The sequence below is a fragment of the Roseovarius indicus genome, assembly GCF_008728195.1.
In the GTDB taxonomy this organism is placed as follows: domain Bacteria; phylum Pseudomonadota; class Alphaproteobacteria; order Rhodobacterales; family Rhodobacteraceae; genus Roseovarius; species Roseovarius indicus.
This window is the reverse complement of sequence record NZ_CP031598.1, coordinates 1,623,467-1,644,893: the sequence shown is the minus strand read 5'-3', so window position 1 is coordinate 1,644,893 and position 21,427 is coordinate 1,623,467. Positions and strand designations below refer to the sequence as shown.

General features: G+C 60.6%; 19 protein-coding genes. 8 read left to right on the top strand and 11 right to left on the bottom strand.

The features are described from left to right. Positions 1 to 22 precede the first annotated feature (22 nt). The 4 genes from RIdsm_RS07560 to RIdsm_RS07545 all read right to left on the bottom strand — a co-directional run bounded on the left by RIdsm_RS07560 (position 23) and on the right by RIdsm_RS07545 (position 4,746). A complete protein-coding gene (locus RIdsm_RS07560; RefSeq protein ID WP_057815032.1) occupies positions 23 to 1,000 on the bottom strand; it encodes an ABC transporter permease in 978 nt (325 codons plus the stop codon). After that, a complete protein-coding gene (locus RIdsm_RS07555; protein ID WP_057815030.1) occupies positions 997 to 1,953 on the bottom strand; it encodes an ABC transporter permease in 957 nt (318 codons plus the stop codon). Before RIdsm_RS07555 ends, RIdsm_RS07560 begins: the two co-directional genes overlap by 4 nt. Beyond that, positions 1,950 to 3,479: a sugar ABC transporter ATP-binding protein gene (locus tag RIdsm_RS07550; RefSeq protein WP_057815028.1), complete on the bottom strand. Its 1,530-nt coding sequence runs from the start codon at positions 3,477 to 3,479 to the stop codon at positions 1,950 to 1,952. The genes RIdsm_RS07555 and RIdsm_RS07550 overlap by 4 nt, the downstream gene beginning before the upstream one ends. A gap of 79 nt (positions 3,480 to 3,558) precedes the next feature. Continuing rightward, positions 3,559 to 4,746 carry a substrate-binding domain-containing protein gene (locus RIdsm_RS07545; RefSeq protein WP_160325837.1) on the bottom strand — a complete coding sequence of 396 codons (1,188 nt, stop codon included), beginning with the start codon at positions 4,744 to 4,746 and terminating at the stop codon, positions 3,559 to 3,561. Between the two features lie 315 nt (positions 4,747 to 5,061). Here RIdsm_RS07545 and RIdsm_RS07540 point away from each other — a divergent pair, with 315 nt between their 5' ends. Genes RIdsm_RS07540 through RIdsm_RS07520 form a run of 5 tightly spaced genes read left to right on the top strand, consistent with a single transcriptional unit; the run spans position 5,062 to position 10,534 of the window. Then, a complete protein-coding gene (locus tag RIdsm_RS07540; RefSeq protein WP_143100431.1) occupies positions 5,062 to 5,820 on the top strand; it encodes an electron transfer flavoprotein subunit beta/FixA family protein in 759 nt (252 codons plus the stop codon). Further along, entirely contained in the window at positions 5,817 to 6,791 is a 975-nt protein-coding gene (locus tag RIdsm_RS07535) for an electron transfer flavoprotein subunit alpha/FixB family protein (protein ID WP_057815023.1), read from the top strand. The genes RIdsm_RS07540 and RIdsm_RS07535 overlap by 4 nt, the downstream gene beginning before the upstream one ends. Then, positions 6,788 to 8,818, top strand: coding sequence for a (Fe-S)-binding protein (locus RIdsm_RS07530; RefSeq protein WP_057815021.1), 2,031 nt, complete (start codon positions 6,788 to 6,790; stop codon positions 8,816 to 8,818). The genes RIdsm_RS07535 and RIdsm_RS07530 overlap by 4 nt, the downstream gene beginning before the upstream one ends. Beyond that, the gene (locus tag RIdsm_RS07525; RefSeq protein WP_057815019.1) at positions 8,815 to 9,732 is read left to right on the top strand and encodes an NAD(P)-dependent oxidoreductase; all 918 of its coding nucleotides are present in this window, start codon (positions 8,815 to 8,817) and stop codon (positions 9,730 to 9,732) included. The genes RIdsm_RS07530 and RIdsm_RS07525 overlap by 4 nt, the downstream gene beginning before the upstream one ends. Position 9,733: 1 nt before the next feature. After that, positions 9,734 to 10,534 carry an N-acyl homoserine lactonase family protein gene (locus RIdsm_RS07520; RefSeq protein WP_057815017.1) on the top strand — a complete coding sequence of 267 codons (801 nt, stop codon included), beginning with the start codon at positions 9,734 to 9,736 and terminating at the stop codon, positions 10,532 to 10,534. A 61-nt stretch (positions 10,535 to 10,595) separates the two neighbouring features. On the opposite strand, the gene RIdsm_RS07515 is transcribed toward RIdsm_RS07520, so the two are convergent. From RIdsm_RS07515 to RIdsm_RS07505, 4 genes are all read right to left on the bottom strand, one after another. Next, positions 10,596 to 11,516 (bottom strand): LysR family transcriptional regulator, encoded by a 921-nt coding sequence (locus tag RIdsm_RS07515; RefSeq protein WP_057815016.1) that lies wholly within the window; start codon positions 11,514 to 11,516, stop codon positions 10,596 to 10,598. 730 nt (positions 11,517 to 12,246) lie between these two features. Then, positions 12,247 to 12,474, bottom strand: coding sequence for a hypothetical protein (locus RIdsm_RS30345; protein WP_217625286.1), 228 nt, complete (start codon positions 12,472 to 12,474; stop codon positions 12,247 to 12,249). After that, positions 12,449 to 12,868, bottom strand: a complete 420-nt coding sequence (locus tag RIdsm_RS07510; protein ID WP_217625285.1) for a LysE family translocator — start codon at positions 12,866 to 12,868, stop codon at positions 12,449 to 12,451. The genes RIdsm_RS30345 and RIdsm_RS07510 overlap by 26 nt, the downstream gene beginning before the upstream one ends. A gap of 2 nt (positions 12,869 to 12,870) precedes the next feature. Further along, on the bottom strand, positions 12,871 to 13,821 hold the full coding sequence (locus tag RIdsm_RS07505) for a DMT family transporter (protein ID WP_057815014.1): 951 nt from the start codon (positions 13,819 to 13,821) through the stop codon (positions 12,871 to 12,873). A gap of 69 nt (positions 13,822 to 13,890) precedes the next feature. Here RIdsm_RS07505 and RIdsm_RS07500 point away from each other — a divergent pair, with 69 nt between their 5' ends. After that, positions 13,891 to 14,784, top strand: coding sequence for a LysR substrate-binding domain-containing protein (locus RIdsm_RS07500; protein WP_057815013.1), 894 nt, complete (start codon positions 13,891 to 13,893; stop codon positions 14,782 to 14,784). 431 nt (positions 14,785 to 15,215) lie between these two features. On the opposite strand, the gene dctP is transcribed toward RIdsm_RS07500, so the two are convergent. The 3 genes from dctP to RIdsm_RS07485 are packed head-to-tail and all read right to left on the bottom strand — an operon-like array spanning position 15,216 to position 18,142. Next, positions 15,216 to 16,301 (bottom strand): TRAP transporter substrate-binding protein DctP, encoded by a 1,086-nt coding sequence (gene dctP, locus RIdsm_RS07495; RefSeq protein WP_057815011.1) that lies wholly within the window; start codon positions 16,299 to 16,301, stop codon positions 15,216 to 15,218. A 24-nt stretch (positions 16,302 to 16,325) separates the two neighbouring features. Beyond that, the gene (locus RIdsm_RS07490; protein WP_177228408.1) at positions 16,326 to 17,651 is read right to left on the bottom strand and encodes a TRAP transporter large permease; all 1,326 of its coding nucleotides are present in this window, start codon (positions 17,649 to 17,651) and stop codon (positions 16,326 to 16,328) included. Further along, positions 17,648 to 18,142 (bottom strand): TRAP transporter small permease subunit, encoded by a 495-nt coding sequence (locus tag RIdsm_RS07485; protein WP_057815119.1) that lies wholly within the window; start codon positions 18,140 to 18,142, stop codon positions 17,648 to 17,650. The genes RIdsm_RS07490 and RIdsm_RS07485 overlap by 4 nt, the downstream gene beginning before the upstream one ends. A gap of 708 nt (positions 18,143 to 18,850) precedes the next feature. On the opposite strand from RIdsm_RS07485, the gene RIdsm_RS07480 reads away from it, so the two are divergent. Both RIdsm_RS07480 and RIdsm_RS07475 read left to right on the top strand, forming a co-directional pair. After that, on the top strand, positions 18,851 to 20,377 hold the full coding sequence (locus RIdsm_RS07480; RefSeq protein WP_160325835.1) for an ABC transporter substrate-binding protein: 1,527 nt from the start codon (positions 18,851 to 18,853) through the stop codon (positions 20,375 to 20,377). Between the two features lie 78 nt (positions 20,378 to 20,455). Beyond that, a complete protein-coding gene (locus tag RIdsm_RS07475; protein ID WP_057815006.1) occupies positions 20,456 to 21,403 on the top strand; it encodes an ABC transporter permease in 948 nt (315 codons plus the stop codon). Positions 21,404 to 21,427 lie beyond the last annotated feature (24 nt).

Genomic DNA, 21,427 nt, shown 5'->3' with positions numbered 1-21,427 from the left:
TCCTCTCCTTGAGATTTCCGGCTCACATCAGCCGTGTGCGATAGAACGCTGCCGCACCGACAATGATGATGCCCTTGATGACTTCCTGCAGTTCGATGGGGAAACCCAGCAGCAGGACGAGGTTGCTGATCACGACGAGCACCACGACACCAGTCAGCGCTCCGACGACAGTTCCGCGCCCGCCCGAAAGGGCGACGCCGCCCATCACTGCCGCGACGATCGAATCCAGTTCATAGCCCTGCCCCACCCAGTTCGACACGGTGCCGACATATCCGAGCAGGAACAAACCACCGATGCCGGCGCATACCGAGCAGATGACGTAGCACAGGATGGTGATCCGGTCCGGCGACAGACCATTGAGGCGCGCGGCCTGCGGATTGGTCCCCACCATGTAAATCTGGCGCCCCAGACGGGACTTGTGCAGCAACACGCCGGCGACCAGGGCCAGAAGAAGCAGCGCAATGAGGTTGACGGGAATGCCCATCACCCTCCCTGAAGCCAGCCAGCTCATACCCGGGGGCAGCGTCGAAATCGGCGCCCCGCCGGTATAGGCAAAGCGCGCGCCTTGCAGGATGATCATGGTCGCCAATGTCGCGAGAAACGGGCTCACGCCCCGGCGCGCCACCAGCCAGCCATTGACCAGCCCCACCAGCGCAGACATCACCAGCGCCGCGGCAAAGATCGCCGGGATCATGGAATCGTCCGTTGCCTTGAACGCCGTGGCCATCACCGCCACCGTGGCCATGAGCGAGGCGACTGACAGATCGAGCCCGCGCACCAGTATGACGAAAACCTGGCCAATCACGACCATGCCGAGCGGTGCGGCGATGGTCAGGACATTGACGATGTTCTCGGGCGCGAGAAATGCCGGCGACGTCACTGCGGCCACCGCCAGAAGAAGGCCGAGGAACATGTAAAGGCCCCACTTCTCCATTACGGCCGCCAAGTTCAGACCCTCTCCGCCACCTGTGCGTGCCCGGCTCTTGTCCGCTTCCATCATTGTGCCTTTCCTCTCGAACGATGCAGACCGACGGCGATGATGATGATCCCGCCCTGGACCACCCATTGCCAGTAGCTCGACACGCCCGCGAAATTCAGAAGGTTGTTCAACATTGCCACCAGCAGCACGCCGAGGAAGGTGCCGAGCACGCCTCCACGCCCTCCTGCCAGAATGGTGCCACCGACGATGACCGGCGTGATCGACTGGAGCGTGAGGGCCGTTCCGATCCTCGGATCCCCGACACCGGTCTTGGCCGTCAGGAATACCGCGGCGAGCGCCGAGCAAAGCCCCGCAAGCGCAAAGGCGAGCACCTTGACACGGTTGACAGGTACGCCGTTCAGGCGGGCGGCCTCCTCGTCCCCTCCGACAAAATAGATCATGCGGCCTGACCGACTGCGTTGAAGCCAAAGGCCGGCCACGACGAAGAAGAAGACCAGTGCCACCGCCGGAATCGGCACCCCCCAGAAACTGCCATAGGCCAGTTCCTCGAACACGATCGGAACAGACCCGCCTGGTATCTTACGGTACATCAAGGTCAGGCCGAATATCACCGACGACATGCCCAGCGTCACGATCAGCGGATGCACCCTGAGCGTAACCGACAAAAGTCCGTTGATCGCCCCAACCAGCGCCCCCAAGAGCAGCGCGGCCGGAACGGCCACCCACATCAGGTGCGGTTGCCATTCGAGGAATGAGGCAAGGAATACCGTGACAGCCCCGACCAGAGCGCCGATCGAAAGGTCGATCCCGCCAAGCAGGATGGCGAAGGTTTGTCCGAGACTGACAAGGCCGAGCACGATCATCTGCTGAAACAGGTAGGAAAAATTACGAAATGTCAGAAACCGGTCCGACACCTGGGCGCCAACCACCAGAATGATGACGAGAAGCGCCAATACGATAAGATAGCTCGGCAACAGACGGTTGCCCCGAAATGTTGCGATCAGCGCGCTCATGGCAAAGCCTCCTTATTCGCCGTGGATTCCCCATGGCCTGCGACCGCATATTTCATGATCGAATCCTCGGTGATGCCGTCCCCAGCGACTTCCCCGGTGACCACACCATTCGCCATCACGACCACGCGATCCGAAAGCCCCACTACCTCGGGCAGTTCGCTGCTGATCATGAGGATCGCCAGACCCTTGTCGGCAAGCTCGCGAATGATGCGGTAGATTTCGACCTTGGCGCCCACGTCGACACCGCGCGTCGGCTCATCCAGGATAAGCAGCCTGTCGGAAATCCTTGTCCAACGGGAGAACAGAACCTTCTGCTGGTTGCCGCCGGACAGGGCCCCGACCGGCACCTTGACCGACGGTGTGGAAACCGAGAAGGCTGCAACCTGCTCCTGGGCGATATCGCGTTCCCGTGCGGCATCTATCATCGGGCCGGAGCTGATGTCCTTCAGTGCCGGAGCGACCACGTTCAGCGAAACCGGCATCGACAGGAACAAGCCCTGCCCCTTTCGGTTCTCGGTCAGATACCCGATGCCACGGGCGATGGATTCTGCCGGACTGTGATTGCCCAGCGGTTGCCCGTCGAGCAGAATTTCTCCGCCGTCGACCGGCCCCACTCCAAACACGGCATCCGCGACCTCGGTACGGCCAGAGCCGACCATCCCCGCCATACCGACGATCTCGCCCGCGCGCAGCTCGATTGACACGTCGCGGACACGCTGCCCGGAGGAAAGACCCCGAATGCAAAGCACCGGGTCCCCAACGGGCGGCTTGGCGGCCTTCGGCGGATAAATCCCGGCAATCTCGCGCCCGACCATCATGCTGATCATCTGGTCGCGCGTGAGCTCTGCCACTGGCCGCGTCCCAACCACCTGGCCGTCCTTCAACACGGTGACACGATCCGCAATCTCGAAAATCTCTTCGAGGCGGTGCGAGATGTAGACGATCCCGATACCCTGCGCGCGAAGATGGCGCATCCGGTCAAACAACAGATCCACTTCGCGGCCCGAGATGACTGCCGTCGGCTCATCAAGGATCAGCAAACGCAGATCCCCCACCAGAGCCTTGGCTATCTCCACCATCTGCTGCTCGGCCAACGGCAGGTCATCGACGCGCGCCGCAGGATCGATGTCGACACCGAGCGTGTCGAGAACTTCGCGTGCCCTGCGCATCCGGGTGCGCTGGGAAATCAGCCCCAGGGTTCCGCGCGGCTGATGGTCGATCAGTATGTTTTCGGCAACCGTCAGTTCAGGAAAGAGCGCCAGCTCCTGATGGATGATATGGATACCGGCATCGCGGGCCTGTCGCGGCGAGCGCCATGTCACTGTCTCGCCCAAATAGGTGATGCTACCGCCATTGGGCCGGGTGCTTCCACCTATGACTTTTGTAAGCGTGGACTTGCCCGCACCGTTCTCACCCAACAGGGCATGAACTTCACCCGGCAAAACCTGGAAATCGACCCGGTCCAGCGGCTTGACGCCCGGATAGACCTTCTCGATTTTCTGCAATTCGAGAACCGGCAGTGACATTGGCTCCTCCACTTGTTCGTCCGAACAACCCGACACCCCTGCCCCGCATCCTCCATGCGGGACAGGAAACATTTCTCCGTTACTTTGGATATTCGGGATCGAACGTAGCCGGGTTGTACCCATCCGGAAGACCGTGGCTCGGAGACAGGTCACCGGGATCATCCATGCTGACATGATCTAGCAGATAGCGATCGGCCCGCACCGATGGGGTCTCGGCATCCGGCGATGTCACGACCTGCATGTTGACTTCCACACGGGCCGGAACCGGAACACCGTTCAGCACGTCAAGCGCAGTTTCCACGCCGGTAATTCCCATCGAGGTCGGGTAATCGATCCCCATCATCGGCACGTCATAGGTATGCGCGAGCTGGTACATGCGCGCCACGTCGCCGCCCGTCATCGGAGGGATCTCGCCCTTTCCGTAACCTGCATCCAGGTAGGCTTCGATCGCGCCGTAGCCCTGAAGAGCGCTGTCGGCCAACACGCCATCGATCTCGTCACCGTATTTCTGGAGCAGGGCCGCCATGGTCGATTTGCCCGTGGCCGGGTTCCAGTCGGTATACTGCATCTCCAGCACGTTGATGCCCGGGAATTTGGCCAAGACTTCCTTGTTCGCCTTGATGCGATCTTCCGCCACCGACGAACCGGCGATGCCAGGCAGCATGACGATATCGCCTTCGCCGTTGAGATACTCGGCCATCCATTGCGCTTCCATGCGCCCCACCACCGTGTCCGAAGCGGTCACGAAAGTGATGTAGTTATCACGGGTCGAAACCTTGCGATCCACCATGACGACCGGGATGCCCTGCCGCGTGGCGCGGCCGACAACGCTGTCCAGAGCTTCTTCTGTCGCAGATGCGATCAGAAGCAGATCAACGCCTTGGCTGATCAAATCCTGGATGTCGGCGATCTGCTTCGAGGGATCGTCATTGGCATCCGTGACCAGGAATCGTTCGATCTGATCCGAGTTCTCGCCGGCGGCCCAGAGAACGCCATGTTGGAAGGCGACGCGCCATGCGTTGGAGATCGACGCGTTCGAGAAGCCGATCACGTAGGGGCCTTCCTTCTTGTACTCTGACGTGTCGATCATCTCATTGAAATTGGGGTTCCAGAGCCAGGTGCGCGGCACCCCCTCATACCCGGTTTTCGCCGCTTGCGCGGTGTCCTCTGCAGCACTGAGCGGCACCGCAGAAGTCGTGCTGATCGCGGCGACAAATCCCATGGCCAAAACCTTCGCGGCCATGCCTTTTCCCTTATCGGAATGCATGTTCTTTCCTCCCTTTGACATCTCCGATGAATCAGCCATCGATGATCGTGCGCCTCCTCCGAGAGGAAGAAAAATCATTCCTCTTCAATGGCTTGCCTGCACGATATCGGCCAATCCACGGTTTAACAGTAGCAGCGAGACAGGCGCTCCGGTCAATCCGCATTGAGGTAATATCCGGTATTACCATTGAGGCACTTCCAGCCAGGAACGCCCCGGGATTAGCTTCTAGTTGGAGGAAGGCGTCGCCGGCTTTTCGGCCCGGTCACGGGCATGAGCGCGACGCACTTGAATTAAGACAATGCGGGAGGAAGCGCCGTGAAACTACTGGTCGTGTTGCGCATGATGCCAGACCCGGCATGTGAGCTGGAACTGTTGGAAGACAGCCCCGGCCTTGACCACGAATGGCTTGATTTCAAACTCAACGATTTTGATGACCAGGCCCTGGAAGAAGCGATTCTGCTCAAGGAAGCCTGTGGCGGCGAAGTGATTGCGCTGGGATGCGGCGAAGGGGCCGGGCGGGTTCTGCAAATGGCCCTGGCCCGTGGTGCGGATCGCGCCATTGAATATGAAACCGAGCCGGATGACATGATATCGTCGCGCGTCATCGCTCGCGATGTGGCGGCGATCGCGAAGAACGAAGGCGTCGATCTCGTGCTGACCGGCGTTCAGGCCGCGGAGGACCTGCATGGTCAGCTTGCGCCTTATCTCTCTGCGATCCTGAATTGGCCAGGCCTGTCCGGTACGAGCCGTGTGGCGCTGGCCAACACGGGCCTCGCCGTATCGCAGGAACGCGGTGGCGGCGTCACGGCACATTACGAGTTGACCTTGCCTGCTGTGCTGGGCGTGCAGACAGCATCGAAGGCACCGCGCTACGTTTCCGGCAGCAAACTTCGTGAAGCTTCGAAACTGCCAATTGCCACTGCCGCGGCAGAGGCCGAGCGGCTCGAACCATCGGGAGAGCTCTTAAAACTCGCGCGCCCGCAGAGAGACGAAGCCGCGACATCCTTGGGCGGAACAGCCGAAGACGCGGCCGCCAAATTCCTAGACCTCATCAGAAGCGGAGCAGTGGCATGAAAGTTCTCGTCATCAGCGACCCCAGCGACATCGCTTTCGAGCCCGTTTCGCTGGAACTGATCACAGCCGCCCGCACCGTATGTGGTGACGACGGAGAGGTGACCGTGGCTGCATTGGGCCACCCGACCGAAGCAAAGGAACAGTTTGGCGCCGCGGACAAGGTTGTCGGCCTGCTTTCGGAAACAGAGGGGCTTCCCACGGCCGAGGCCGCACAAGTGGCCCTGGCCAGCCTGGTAGCAGAGGATCGGCCCGACGTGGTGCTGGTGGCCTATTCCGCGCTCGGTCTCGATATCGGCCCGTGGCTCGCCGCCCGCTGCGACATGGACATGCTCGCCTACGTGACAGGCCTGGAGCGTGCCGGCGCAGATATACTTGTCCGCTCTCAGATCTACGGCGGGAAACTCGATGCCACGTCGCGGATCGGGGCCGGCTGCGTGCTGTCGATCACGCCGGGCTCATTCGAAGCCGCCCCGTCGCAACCGGTGGTCGGTGACCTGAAGCGAGGTACCGACGCCGAAGCGGCCTACAGCACCCGCCTGACCGGCGTGGATCGCCCCGAACTTACGGGCGTCGACCTGACCCAGGCGAACCGGATCCTATGCGTTGGTCGCGGAATCGGCGACGAAACCGGGATAGAACAGGCCCGCGGCCTCGCGAGTGCCCTATCGGCGGAGCTCGCTGGCAGCCGCCCCGTGGTTGATGGCGGTCTGCTAGAGAAACTGCGCCAGGTGGGCAAGTCGGGCCAGAAGGTCAAGCCGGGCCTTTATCTTGCGCTTGGCGTCTCGGGCGCCCCAGAGCATCTCGAAGGGATGGCATCCGCGGAATCGATCGTAGCCATCAACAGTGATCCCGACGCGCCCATCTTCAATGTCGCTCACTATGTCGCCACATGCGACATGTTCGATTTCATGGATGCACTGGAAGAACTCCTCGAAGAAAACCCGGTCGCGGCGGCAGGCGACGCGGCATGACGGAACAGTTGATCCTCTGGGGGATTACCCTGCTGGCCATTGCCGTGACCTGGTGGCGTTCACGCCACCTGATCGCGCCGCTGCTCGCCGACGGGCCCGCTGCCGGGCGTCGTGGCGACCCGGGCGTTCGGCTGGCTGGGGTACTGGCTGCCGTGGGCTTGCACCGCAAGCTCTTGCGCAAGCCGCTGTCGGGCGTGCTCCACGCGATGATCTTCACGTCGTTCCTGGTGCTGTCGACCGCGATCATCCAGGCCTTCGGATCCGGTCTCTTCCCCGGGTTCAGCCTGGCCCCCGTCGGCGGAAACACCTGGATTGCCCTGCTGCAAGACATATTCGCCCTCGTGATGGTTGCGGGGGTCGCGCTGGCGACCTGGCATCGGCACGTCATGCGGCCCACGCGGTTCCGCGGCTCCAATTCGCGCGATGCCACGACCATCTATTTTCTCATCCTGGCGATCGTTGTTTCGATGTTGCTGGAATCCGCCTTTGCCGTGCTCGAGGGGGCAGACCCGCGCTGGCGTCCCATCTCCGCAGCCATCGCGCAAGGCGTGGCCCAGCTCGACATGAACGCATTTCTGGGCGAGCGGTTTTTCTACTGGGTGCATGTCTGCGCGATACTGGGGTTTCTCGTCTATATTCCCGGCTCGAAACACCGCCACATGTTCCTTGCGGCGCCGAATATCTGGTTCCGAAATCTCGGCTCTCGCGGGCGGTCACCGGACCAGCGGGAAGACAAGGACGTTCCCGGCGTTCAGGAGTTCACGGAGTTCGACTGGAAACAGAAGTTCGACCTTCTGGCCTGTACCGAATGCGGGCGCTGCCAGGAGGTTTGCCCTGCCCACGCGGCGGGCCTGCCCCTCAGCCCGAAGCTTCTGATCACCGATCTGCGCGACGCGATGACCGACCCCGAGCGTGTCCACGAACCCATCGTTGGCGGCGCCATCGCACCGGAAACCCTTTGGTCTTGCACTACTTGCAGTGCCTGTCAGGAAGTCTGCCCGGTCGAGATCGAGCATCTGCCCAAGATCATCAACCTGCGTCGCACACTTGTCGAAGATGGCACCGTCAATGCCGGGATGCAGGATGCCTTCATGAATCTCACGAACACGGGCAATTCGATGGGCCGCCCGGGCCGTCAGCGCGCGCGTTGGACAAAGCCCCTATCCTTCAAACCAAAGGATGCCCGGAAGGAGCCGGTCGACGTCCTTTGGTTTGTGGGTGATTACGCCTCTTTCGATCCTCGCGCACAGGAAACGACGCGCCGCGTGGCCGAGCTTCTCAAGGCCGCCGGTGTTGATTTCGGCATCCTCTACGACGCTGAGCAAAACAGCGGCAACGATGTGCGCCGCTCGGGTGAAGAGGGCCTGTTCGAAATGCTTGCCCAAGCCAATATCGAGGCGATTGACGCCGCAAACTTCAACCGGATCATTACGACGGACCCTCACAGCCTCAACGCCCTTCGCAACGAATACGGCGTGTTCGGTACTCGCTATAATGTGCAGCACTACACGACTTTCCTGGCTGAATTGCTGGAGGCCGGTTGCCTGAATGCGGCACACGGGCTCGCTGGTGGAAAGGCGACCTATCACGACCCCTGCTACCTTGGCCGCTACAATGGCGAATTCGATGCTCCGCGCCGGCTGATCGCAGCGGCCGGGTTCGAGCTGCACGACATGCCACGCTGCCGCGAGAACAGCTTTTGCTGCGGTGCCGGCGGCGGCCGCATCTGGCAGGACGACGAGGGCGTGATCGAACGCCCCAGCGAAAACCGCATCCGCGAGGCGATGGACCTGCCGGACGTGACGACCTTCGTGACCTCCTGTCCCAAGGACAAGGTCATGTACACGGCCGCGGTCGATGCGCTTGGCGTCGGGGACCGGATCGAAGTCCGCGATGTAATCGAACTTTTCGAAGTCGCTGACGGCTCCATAGACCCATCAGCACCGAAACACGCGCAGGCTGTCACGCCTGCGCAGGATGGAAACACCCAGGCCGAACGCCTGGCACCGGAGGAGGAAAACATATGAGCAAAATCAAACTGGGTTTTGTCGGGGTCGGCAAGATGGGCGAACCGATGGCCGGCCGGCTGATCGACGCAGGATACGACTTGGTGATCCACGACACCGACCTTGCCGCTACACGCCGATTGACCGCGCTTGGCGCCACCGCTGCGGACAGCCCGCGCTCTGTTGCCGACAGTGCAGAGATCGTCATAGTCAGCCTGCCCAGCCCGCAGATTCTCGAACAGGTATCGCTGGGGGAAAACGGCGCAATCCACGGCAAAGCTATGCGCATACTGATCGACATCAGCACCACCGGCCCGCGTGTTGCCAACAACATCGCCGCGGCCCTCGAGAAAGAGGGCAAAGCCATGATCGACAGCCCCGTCAGTGGCGGCTTGAAAGGCGCGCGCAACGGCACGTTGGCCGTGATGAACTCTGGACCGCGCAGCGCCTATGACGAGGTGACCCCGGTTCTCGAGATTTTCGGCAAACTGTTTTACATGGGGGAAACCCCAGGATCGGCCCAGACCATGAAGCTGGCGAACAACCTGCTTGCAGCCTCGGCGCTGGCCGCGTCCTGCGAAGCCGTCGTCATGGGCGTCAAGGCCGGGCTGGACCCCAAGATCATGCTGGACGTCATCAACGCCGGCAGCGGCCGCAACAGTGCAACCGAGGACAAGTTTCCGAAATCCGTACTGCCTCGCACGTTCGATTTCGGTTTTGCCACCGGTCTATCCTTCAAGGATGTCCGGCTTTGCGTGGACGAGGCCGAGGCGATGGGCGTTCCGATGGTCGTGGGCAGTGCCGTACGCCAGATGCTCAGCATGACCAACCAGGTCTATGGTGCGGAAAGCGACTTCACATCTATGGTCAAGATCGTCGAAGGCTGGGCGCATGTCGAGGTCGGCTCGTCCGAACAGGGCGCGGCAGAGGCCTAGGATGTCGGACACTTACGAGATCCATGCCGTTCGTTTCGGGCATGACGGTCGCAAGTCTTCCCAGAATTTTCTAGGCGGGGACAGTCACGACGTGGACATGCCGCTCGACTATTTCGTCTGGGCAATTCGGTCAGAGACACGGACCTTCGTGCTTGATACCGGGTTCTCGGCGGACATGGGCTCCAAGCGCGGCCGGACCCTGATCCGGCCCGTTGCCGAAGGCTTGGCCGCCATCGGGATCGATCACGCCAAGGTTCAAGACGTAATCATTTCCCACCTGCACTACGATCACGCAGGCAATAACGACATGTTCCCGGAGGCCACCTTTCATCTTCAGGACACGGAGATGGAATACGCCACGGGCCGCTGCATGTGCCACAAGGCGATCAACCACCCTTTCGAAGTCGAAGACGTTGTGACCATGATCCGCCGTGTCTACGAGGGAAAGGTCTGCTTTCACCATCGCGACGAGGAATTGGCACCCGGCCTTTCCGTTCACCATGTGGGCGGCCATTCTCGCGGGCTTCAGGTCGTCCGGGTCGACACCGCGCGTGGCCCGGTTGTCCTGGGCTCGGACGCGGCGCATTTCTACGCGAACATGGAGCGCGCCCAGCCCTTCCCCGTTTTCGACAATGCGGCAGCGGTCCTCGACGGTGTTCGCCGGATGAAGGAGCTTGCCGGTCAGGATGCTGAAGACCGTATCATTCCCGGCCATGACCCGCTTGTTCTCGAACGGTACCGCCCTGTGTCAGCTGACCTGCATGATATCGTTCGTCTGGATCATCCGCCCCGCACCCCCTGATCGAAGCTTGAATGGAATGCCGTCGCGACGGGCACTGACAAGCTCCGTATGCTTGGGCACGTCATGGTCCCGGGCGCCAGGGAAAGCTTGAAATGATATCGCGCACCTCCTGCCTGAAGGTCCGCATCATCGACCGGATCAGAGGTGACATCGGCTTGCTTGTGCTGGTCGCCAGAAGAAGCTGCCGGGACAGGGAGGGGTCAAACCGCCAAGCGCGCACGCGGCGCTGCTGCACCAGCCTGTGCACCGTGGCATAAGGCAACACCGTATATCCCGAGGATTCCTCCACCAGCATCAGGTTTGACGACATCGCTTCCAGCTCCATGTCGACGCGAAGTTCGAAGCCGGCCTTCGTCATTTCGTCATCAATAAGGCGCCGCAATCCGTGGGGACGGCTGGGCAGGATCATGGGCAGGCTCGACATCACTTCGAGACTTACAACCGGCGTATCCGGTGCATTCCGCGCAACCATCGGACCGATCAGACAAAGCTCATCCTCGACCAGAGGCTCCGTCACGACCGATGGCAGCCGCGGCGGATTGTAAAGCACAGCCGCATCTATCCGTCCGACCGTCAACCACTCCAGCACATGTCCCGAGAATCCCTCGATCACCCTCAACGTAACATTGGGGAACTCGTTCTTGATCTTTTTCACTAACGGTACGGTCAGAACGGTTCCAACTGAAGGCGGCACACCGAGGACAAGTTTGCCTTTCGGGCTCTTCTGCATGGCTGAAACGACATTGCGCGCCACCTCCTCGCGGTCGATGATCTCATCGACATATTCCTTCAGCATGACGCCAGCCTCGGTCAACACGACACCGCGGCCGGTGCGGTGAAACAGCTCGACTCCCAATTCTTCCTCAAGCTGGCGAATGTGTCGCGTGACCATCGGCTGGCTTACGGACAAGCTCATCGCAGCCTGCGAAAGGCTGCCCGCACGCGCTACAGTCTGAAAGGCTTTCATTTGCCGAAATTCCATCGCGCTCCTCCCAAACCGCAATGCCCCTTTCTAATGGATTTTCATTCTTTATTCCAATGACTTCTGGTTCGCGCCTAGGTGGTATTTCAGGCTACGGCACTTGTAACAACAGCAGGGGTTTTCAACTTGTGGCACGGGCCTGATGCCATTCTGATGGGCCGGGAGAGCAGGTTCGTTGGGCTGGTGACAAGTATCCGGGCAAACGCTCCGGATCTGCATTACGTCAGCGCCAATGGCACAGTTCGGATCGATTTGTACGGGCGCCTTTCTGACACTCAATCAGTCGGAACGCCGATATCACTTACGACCAATGGCAGAGGGTTTTTCCTATCGTTGGTCATGGTCTTACCATCGAGGCCCAACGTCATATAGCCGTTTGCACGGAAGGAGACCAAACCGCGTGCATCGACGACACCCATCACCGTCCCCACACGAGCCTCGACGGGCTCACCCGGTGGGAGTATCACCGACGGTCAAAGACGGTCAAACCCGGAACTGAACTGACCGACAAGCGCGGGCTCCCAGAGGAGCAGGTCACGTTGCACTTGCGGGGCGCCTTCTGGCTGAACGAAATCTCGCTGCGGGCAGATTTCTGCATCTCGGCGGCGTTCTCGTTCCGATGGACTGGGGCAAGCACTTCGTCTGAGGCAAAGGAGAGGAAACTGCGCCCGAGGCCAGAAGGCTGCGCGACGGGCTTCCGGGACCCTTCCCCGGCAACGACGCGGCAGGCCTAGCGCGTCACCGCCATCACCGCGCTGCCGCCGATCATGAACCCGCCGCCAGCATAGCCCATGCGGCGACGCGCGCGCTGACTGTCAAAGAGCTGCCCCGCCCGCTCTGCAATCAGCGCATACCCGGCCAGCAGCACCACGACAACAAGGCTCGAGGTCACCGTCAGCACCGTAAGCTGCACGAGCAAATCGCCTTGCGGATCAATGAACTGGGCAAGGAATGCCATGTAAAAAAACGATCGCTTTGGGGTTCAGCACGGCGGTCACGGTCCCGGCCCAGAAGCTGCTCCAGGACGAGGCGCCCCCTGCATGGCTGGCCCTCTCCGGTGCATCGCGCCGCGCCTCTATGATCTGACTAATCCCCAGCCAGGCGAGGTAAAGCACCCCGACCCATTTGACGAGTTGGAATAGGATGGCGGAAGCGGCAAGAATGGCGCCGACCCCGGCGAAGGACAGCCCGACAAGCACGATGCTCCCCACCACGTCTCCGAGAATACACATCGCCGCTGCCACCCTACCCCGCGTCAGCGCCTGCGCGACCACGAGCATGACGCTCGGTCCCGGAATCATTGTCAGGACAACGCAGGCGGTGGTGTAGGCAATCCAGGTCTCCAGTGACAAGATCAACCCTCATCGCTTCGGTCCCGACCGCAACTGGTCGATACCGTGGTGGCAAGGAGTGCCCCGCTCCCAATCAGGACAATTCCCAGAAGATCGATTAAGCCCGGTCGATCGCCAAAGATCAGGACGCTCCAGAACAGGGCGAAGACAAGATACCCATTATCGAACAAGCCGATGACAGGTGCGGGCGCCCTCTGATACGCATAGGCGACAAGGGCGGTGATGACGGCGAGCAATACGCCCAGCCCGGCCAGCAGGCCCAGGTCCGCCGCCTCCAGAGCCGGCCAAACCGACAACAGGAACCCCGCGTCGTTATTGCGTCCGCTCCACCACAGGCCGGCGACCAGGGCCAGACCGCTCAGTAGCAGAACGAGGTTAAGGTTCATTGCCATAGACATCGCCGGGACGGCACTGCAACGGCCCTGGGTAATGACGGCTGCAAGCGCATAGAAGAACCCGGCAAGAAGCGGCAGGGCGACCATTGGCGAAACGTCATCGAGCCCCGGCCGGAGAATCGTCATGACGCCGACAAGACCGAGAAGGATCGCAAACGCGCCGCGCACCCCGATGCGCGTTCCGAGCAGCTTTGAAGACAACAAAGCCATCCACATCGGCGAGGTGTAATAACAGGCAGCCGCAATGGAGAACGGCAGTTCGGGCAACGCTGCATAGTAGCATCCCCACATCAGGGCGAGGCAAAGGCTGCGTAACCACACCCAGCCCGTGACGCGGACCAGGCTTACTTTCTCCCGTGTCGTCAGCCGCAGGACTGCCCCAAGGCACAACACGGCAATGCCGGATCGGATCGTCAAAACTTGCCCAAGCGAAAGCCCCTCGTTGGCGAGTTTCACCAGCGCGTCGGACAGCGAGAGCAGCAACACGCCCGCAGTGATCGCGGCGAGTCCCGAACCAAGGGCCGGCATCGGCGGCAAAAAGGATCGAAATGATGACATGTGGGCATGCAATCATTCACAAGGGGCCAATAAAAATGATAAAACAGGAAAATTGCATGAGTAAACGTAATGCGACACAACGACATCCAACTTGCTAGGCTGCGCCCGTTCGAAGCCGCGGCCCGGCTCGAGAGCTTCACCCGTGCCGCCGAGGAGCTTGGGTTGACGCAGACCGCCGTCAGCCGCCAGATCGGGCAGCTAGAAGAAGAGTTGGGCTTACGCCTGTTTGAACGCCGCAACCGCGCGGTATTCCTGACCGAGGAGGGTCGGCGGCTGGGACAGGTCGCGGGCGACGCGCTGGCAGCCATCCGCGCCGAAGTCGCCGCCATTCGCGGCAGCCGCGACCCCGATACCGTCGTGCTTCGCTGCCAGCTCTGCGAGGCCTTCTACTGGCTGATGCCGCGGCTTTCGGATTTCCATGCCAACCATCCCGAGGTGCAGCTTCAACTCGTCAGTGCGCTTGCACCGCTTACGGAGGCGACCGAACCCTTCGACATCGCCCTGCAGACCACCGGTCGCGCCTCGGGTTCGGCCCGGTTGCTCTTCACCGCGGCGGACTCCATTTTTCCGGTCTGCGCCCCCTCCCTGCTCGCGGATCATCCCGATCCAATCTCGCCGGAAACCTTGGGCAACCTCCCTCTCCTGTCGCATCGCGTCACGCCGCAAGACTGGTTTGACTGGCCGGAGTGGTTCGCCGCCACCGGCATTCCCCGTCCGTCCCGCTTGCGGATCGTATCATTCGACAGTTACCCCCTCGTGCTTCAGGCAGCGGTCACCGGCCAGGGGGTCGCCTTGGGTTGGAAAAGAACGGTCAGTGACATGATCGCGGACGGCAAGTTGCGAGCCGCTTGCCATCAACATGTCGATAGACCAAATGAGATTTCCGTCTTCAGAGGCTCAAGGCGCTCGAATTACACCGCTGTGGATAGCCTTGTCTCATGGCTGCAAGCGGAACTAACCTGACCCTCACAGGAGATCTGACATCCTGGCCCTAGCTTTGTCAGAGGCACGAATTTGCCGTCCCACACCATGCTTCAGCGCGCCAGCTCCCGCTTCGGGCGCATGCGAAGTTTGCAGAAATTCGCCACCGCTCACTATCAGACCATAACTTGAGCAATGCGGAGTTGGGCACCTATTCAAGACGCATAATCAAGCCCAACCGGGCTGCTTCTCTCATTGGGTGGCGCCAACTCCGCGTGGCCTAAAGGACAGTTTCACTGTCCAAGCTGAGACAAGTTCGATTCCGTCTGGCACCACGCTAGATCGTGATCGACGCACCAGCCCTCTGCACTCAAGCGAGGTCCGTACACGCACACCAATGATGACCTTGGCAAACTGAACAAGCACGCCCGCCGGAGTGGGCGGGCGTGCTCTTTTTCGTTCCGTCGGAATACTTAGCCTGCGCACTCACGCAGGGCTTCGACGTCGGGGCCATCTGGTGTGCGGCCAAGGTTGAACGGGGCAGAGGCATCACGCCACTGTTTGTAGTCTTCAAGATACTCGATCATGCTCAGGTAAACCTTCGCAGAGTTGGGGTTTTCGCAAGCCGTCTCAACGATCACCTCGTTGGCCATCTGCTGAACCTGTTCGAGGGTCTCGTCATCGTAGCGGTTGATCTCGACGGCCTCGTCGAATTTCGCATAGGCTTCCGTCGCCCGTTTCTCGGTGAAGGCCAGCGACCACAGCAGGGTTGCATCGGCCGCGATCTGCAGTTTTTCCTGCGTTTCGGGGCTCAGCGCGTCCCAGGACGCCTTGTTGATCATTACGCCGAAGACCGAGGCCGACTGGTGCCAGCCCGGGGTCGCCCAATAGTCGGTGACCTGCTGGAAGCCGCCCGACCAATCGACGTTCGGGGTCGAGAACTCGGCCCCGTCGATTACGCCGCGCTCGAGCGCCTGGTAGATCTCGCCGCCGGCCATGGACACCTGGTTGCCGCCGAGGCGTTCAAGCAGCCTGCCCTGTTCAAGGCCGGACAGCCGCAAGCGCTTGCCCTGCAGGTCTTCGAGGGTGACGATCGGCTCGTTGGTGCGAAAGCCGGATTCGTTGTTGGTCACGCCGTAGGGCAGGTAGACCATGCCGAAATTGCCGTAGATCTCGTTGTAAAGCTCGGCGCCGCCCCATTGCTGAATCCAGTTCACGTAGTCGACCGCGTTGAACAGGCTCGGCGTGGTGGCGAGCGGCGAGAAGGCGGCGTCGCGGCCAGCCCAATAGCCGGGCCAGTCGGCGCCGGCCTGGATCGTGCCGGATTCAACCGCGCCGAAGACCTCGCCCGACGGGACGATCGCCCCGCCCTCGAAGAACTCGATGGTCAACTCTCCCACGGTCAGCTTGTTGGCGAGATCGACAAAGTGCTTGTCGGTCTCGATCAACTCAAGCGACGAAGGCCAGGTGGTTGTCATGGTCCAGCTTTCCTGCGCCACGGCTTGTGAGCCGATGGCGGCTGCCGCGGACGCGGCAATAAAGAGTGCCTTGGCAGTCATGGTTTTCTCCTTCTTGGTTGAAAGTCAGCTAGTATAGAGGGCGTCCGGAAGCCACGTGACCAGCGACGGGAAAAACGCGACCAGCAGGCACATTATCAGGATCAGCCCGATGAACGGCAGGACGCCGCGGATGATCGCTCCGGTCCGGACTTCTTTTGGCGCGATGGCACGCAAATAGAACAACGCATATCCAAATGGAGGGGTCAGGAACGACGTTTGCAGGACCACCGCCATGAGGACCACGAACCACAGCAGGCTGACATCCGGCATCTCCTGCACGATCGGCAAGAAGATCGGGAAGGACAACAGCACGATCCCGGTCCAGTCGAGGAAGGCCCCAAGGATGAATACGATAGCCAGCATCACCGCGATGAGCATCCAGGGCTGCATGTCCAGCGTCCGGATCAGTTCCTGCGTCGCACGCAAGCCGCCGGTGATGTTGAAAACACCGGTAAAGGCCGTGGCACCGACGACGATGAACAGAATCATTGCCGAGGTACGCGCGGTTTCAAGCATTGCGCCGTAAAACGTGCCGAGCCTGAACTTCTTGCGCAATATGACGATAAGCAGAGCCAGCGCCGCCCCGATGGCAGAGGCTTCTGTCGCAGTGGCAATGCCCGCAAGTAGGGAACCCAGAATGCCGAAGATCAGCAGCAACGGCGGCAGCGCCTCGATCACCAGCATGCGCATCAGTTCGCCCCTGCTGGTCTTTTCGTCCGGCTCCACTGCCGGGGCGAGATCCGGCCGGAGAACCGAGATCACGTAAACATAGAGCGCGTAACTGAGTCCCAGCAAAACGCCCGGGATCATGGAGCCTGCGAACAATTCGCCAACCGACAGCGGCGAGTAACTGGCCATTAGGATCAGCATGATCGAAGGCGGTATCAGGATGCCGAGGCACCCAGACGCGGCGATCACCCCAGTCGTGAGCGATTGGGAATATCCGTATTGCAGCATCGGCCGCAGCGCCATGACGCCCATCACGGTGATTGACGCGCCGATGATACCCGTCGTCGCCGCCAGCAGGATCGAGATGAAGACGACTGCCAGCGCCAACCCGCCCCGTACCCGGCTGAGCAACAAACGCAGCGTCTCGAACATTCGGTCCGTTACTCCGGAGTCCGAAAGGAAACGCGCCATCAGGACAAAAAGCGGAATCGCGATCAATGTGTAATTGTCCAGCACATCTCCATAGATCCGGTTGATGACGATGCCCAAGACCATCGGTTTGCCGGCGATGATTGCGGTAAGGACGGCTGTGCCGCCCAGTACGAACGCCAGTGGATGACCCATGAACAGGCCACAGACCAGCAGACCGAACATCAACACGGAAATGAGCTCAGGTGTCATTCCGAGGTCTCCTCGCGATCAAGCAGGATCTTCAGGACTTCGGATATCCCCTGAAGCAATAACAGGCCGGAGGCCACGCACATGGCCATCTTTAGGGGATATACCGGCATCTGGATTGCGCCATAGGTCACCTCCCCTTGCGACCAGGAGCGCGATGCGAACTCCCACGAACGTGTCAGAAAGACCCAGGCAAACGGGAAAAAGAATATCACGTAACCCATAAGATCGACGGCCTTTCTTGCCATACGTCCGAATTGTTCAGTCAGGATATCGACCCTGACATGGGCACCGTGGCGCAGCGCGTAGCCCCCCAGCAGAACAAAGTAGAAGCCGAAAAGCTGCTTCGAAACGTCAAACGCCCATCTGGTGGGTTCGCTGAAGGCGTAGCGCATCACGACATCAAAAATGATGATGGCAGCAAAGACAATTGCCACAACCGCAACGATACGACCGACAATCTCGTTCAATCCGTCAATCGCCCGTATGACCATGCAATTCCCTCCCGACTGCATTTCCACATACCAGTCCTCTCACATGTCGAGAGGTTCTCCTCCTCAAGCGGATGTCGAGAAACTGAAGGTTATTCGCGATTAGTTCAACCCGCAATGTGTGCCACGGTATGCCAAAGGAGCTTGGGGCAACTCGATTGAAATGTGTAGCCCCGAATAACGTGGATTCCGGCTTCGCTAATTTTGAGGTAAGGGGCCATCGTTGAGTGCGTCCGCTGAAGTGGTTTATTTCTTTGGAAACAGGCCAGAAACCACCGCAAGATGGGTTTGCCCCGGGCTATCTCCTCGGGCAGCTTGACGGGCCTTGTGTGAAGCATCGTCTCGCGTACATTCAACAGCCGTTTGTAGCGCAGCGCCTTCTCGTTGAAATCGCAGGGGATGGTGTCGATGGTCGAGTTCGAGCAGTTCAGCACCTCCCCCGGCGGACACCGGAAAGCGGCTCTGATTGTATCACGGCAGGCGGCCCTAAGGGGCTTGCGTTGCAAACGCTCCTGTCCAGCGTCGAGTTGAATCATTTTCAATTGGGGCCCCACAAAACCCCAGGCTAGATATCGCCAGACGGTATTCACATGCCGAATTGTCCATGCAGAGCGCTCCGGAAGGCGCTTCGTGGCCCCGACTTTTCAAATCTCGGCATCCCGTTTTCAAACAACCAGGGAGCAATAAATGACACCAAATAGACGTGATTTCTTGGCGGGTTCGGCACTCACCGCCGGCTTCGGAGCGTTGGGCCTGAGCAGTTCCGTGCTATTGGCTCAGGAAGGCTCCGTCCTTCGTGCCCGGATTCAGCGCGACATGGAAGTGCTCGACCCAGCCTACATGATCGGTGCTCAGGAAATGGCCATCCAGTATGCCACGATGCCAAGACTGGCCGAGCTAGACCTATCCGGCGACGCCGTTACCTGGAAACCCTCCGAATTCGTCACGCGCCTCGAACTCGCAAGCCCGACGCGCATCGAGTTCGACCTCAAGCCCGGGCTGACCTGGTCGAACGACTATGGCGAAGTGACCGCCGAAGATGTCGTCTACTCCTACACGCGCCAGCTTGAGGGCGACTGGGCAAAACGCTGGGCGGCCATGGAGAGCATCGAAGTCACCGGCACGCATTCCGGGGCCATCATTCTCAAACATGCCTATGCCCCGTTCATGACCGTCACGATGTGCACAGGCGTGGCCACCGTTGTCTGCAAGGCCGCGGTCGAGGAATTGGACGAAAAGCGATTCACGCTGAACGTTCCCGCGACCTGCGGGCCCTACTACATCAGCGAGCATATCCAACGGCAGAAACTCACGCTTTCCGCCAATCCCGATTGGAGCGGAACACCGGCCGACTTCACCGAGATCGAGTGCATCGTGGTGGAAGACGGCAACGCAGGCGAACTGGCCTTCGAGGCCGGTGAGATCGACATCACGAAGATCGAATCCGCCTCCATCCCCCGCTACGAGGAAAATCCACCCGAAAACGCCGGAATCTTCGTGGCGGGCAACCTGCAATACGCCTGGGTCGGCATGAACACCGAACACCCCAAGCTGCAGGATATCCGGGTGCGCCAGGCCATCCAACGCGCCATCAATACCGACAGCATCCGTCAGATCGCCTTCAAGGGCGTAGCGGCCGAAGCACACGGAATCGTCCCGCCCGGCATTCTCGGCAGCCGTAAGGAACATGGCTACGCCTACGACCCCAAGGCTGCGAAAGCCTTGCTCGCCGAAGCGGGCGTTGAGGATCTGGAACTCAGCATCGTCACGATCAACAACAACCGAGAGCGCCTGCTTGCGGCACAGATCATGCAGCAGAACCTGGCGGCAATCGGCGTCACGCTGAACATCCAGCCCCTCGAAAGCGGCCAATTCTGGGGATACGGCCGGGAAAGCAAGGGCGACGCCTGGAAGGACAGCCAGCTCTGGATCATGCGCTTCGGCGGCAACGTGGACCCGTCCGACTATTTTCAATGGTTCATCAGCGAACAGAAGGGCAATTGGAACTGGGAGCGCTGGACTGATGAAGAATTCGACACGCTCTACACCAAGGCGCTCGAACTCACCGACGAAGAGGAACGTCGCGAAATTTACATGCGCCTCCAGGAGATCATGGAGTCGACAGGCGCCTATATCTGGCTCAACCACGAACCGGAGGCGTTTCTCTATTCCAAATCGATAGAGCCTGCCGTCGACCCGACCGGTGTCTACCTCTTTGCGGACATCGCCCCTGCCTGATCCACGAATACCGAAGCAACAGCTTGCCGCGGGCCCGCCACTGGTCCGCGACAAGCTGCCCGGACCAACGATAGTGACATGATCTCGTACCTCATTCGACGCACCGGCCTCTCGCTCGTCATCGTGGCCCTGGTGATCGTCGCCCTGTTCCTGATGATCCACCTGATCCCCGGCGACCCGGTATCGATCGCCCTTGGCCCCCGCGCTACGCCGGAAGCGGAAGCGAGGTTCATCGAGAAAATGAAGCTGGACCAGCCGATCTATGTCCAACTGGCCGCCTTCTTCGGCAATCTGCTGACGGGCGATCTGGGACGTGACATCTTCACGGACAGGCCGGTCCTGGACCTGGTCCTTGCACAGCTTCCGAACACCGTGATCCTCGCCGTCGCCTCACTGGGATGGGCAATCGTCATCGGCATCCCGCTGGGCTGCTTCTCTGCCGCACATCCCAACTCGGCCGCCGACCGCATCACCGGGATACTCTCGGTCGGCACGATTGCCGTCCCCTCCTTTGTCGTCTCGATCTATGCACTCCTGCTTTTGGCCATCGAATTGCGCTGGTTCCCGGTGATCGGCATCAACGATGAACCGGGGCTCTGGGCACAACTGCGATTCCTCACCCTGCCGGCCTTTGCGGTAGGCCTGGGATGGGTCGGCTATCTCGCCCGGATCGTCCGCGCCTCCATGCTCGAAGTCCTTAGCGAAAACCACGTGCGCGCGGCCACGGCCTTCGGCCTGCCCAGGCGCAAGATCCTCTACAACTACGCTCTTCGCGTCGCGATCCTGCCCACCATCACCCTGATCGGCGTCGGGTTCGGCGGGCTTCTGTCGGGCGCCGTCTTTGCCGAGATCATCTTCACCCGCCCCGGACTCGGCAAACTGATATTCGACATGGTCGAGGCACGGAACTTCCCGGTGGTACAGGGCGCCGTCCTGACCACCGCACTCCTCTACGTGTTCGCATTGCTCGCGACAGATGTCCTTGCGGCATTCTTCGACCCCCGCATGCGGCAAAAGCTGAGCTAGGAGGACACTCGATGACTCACATTG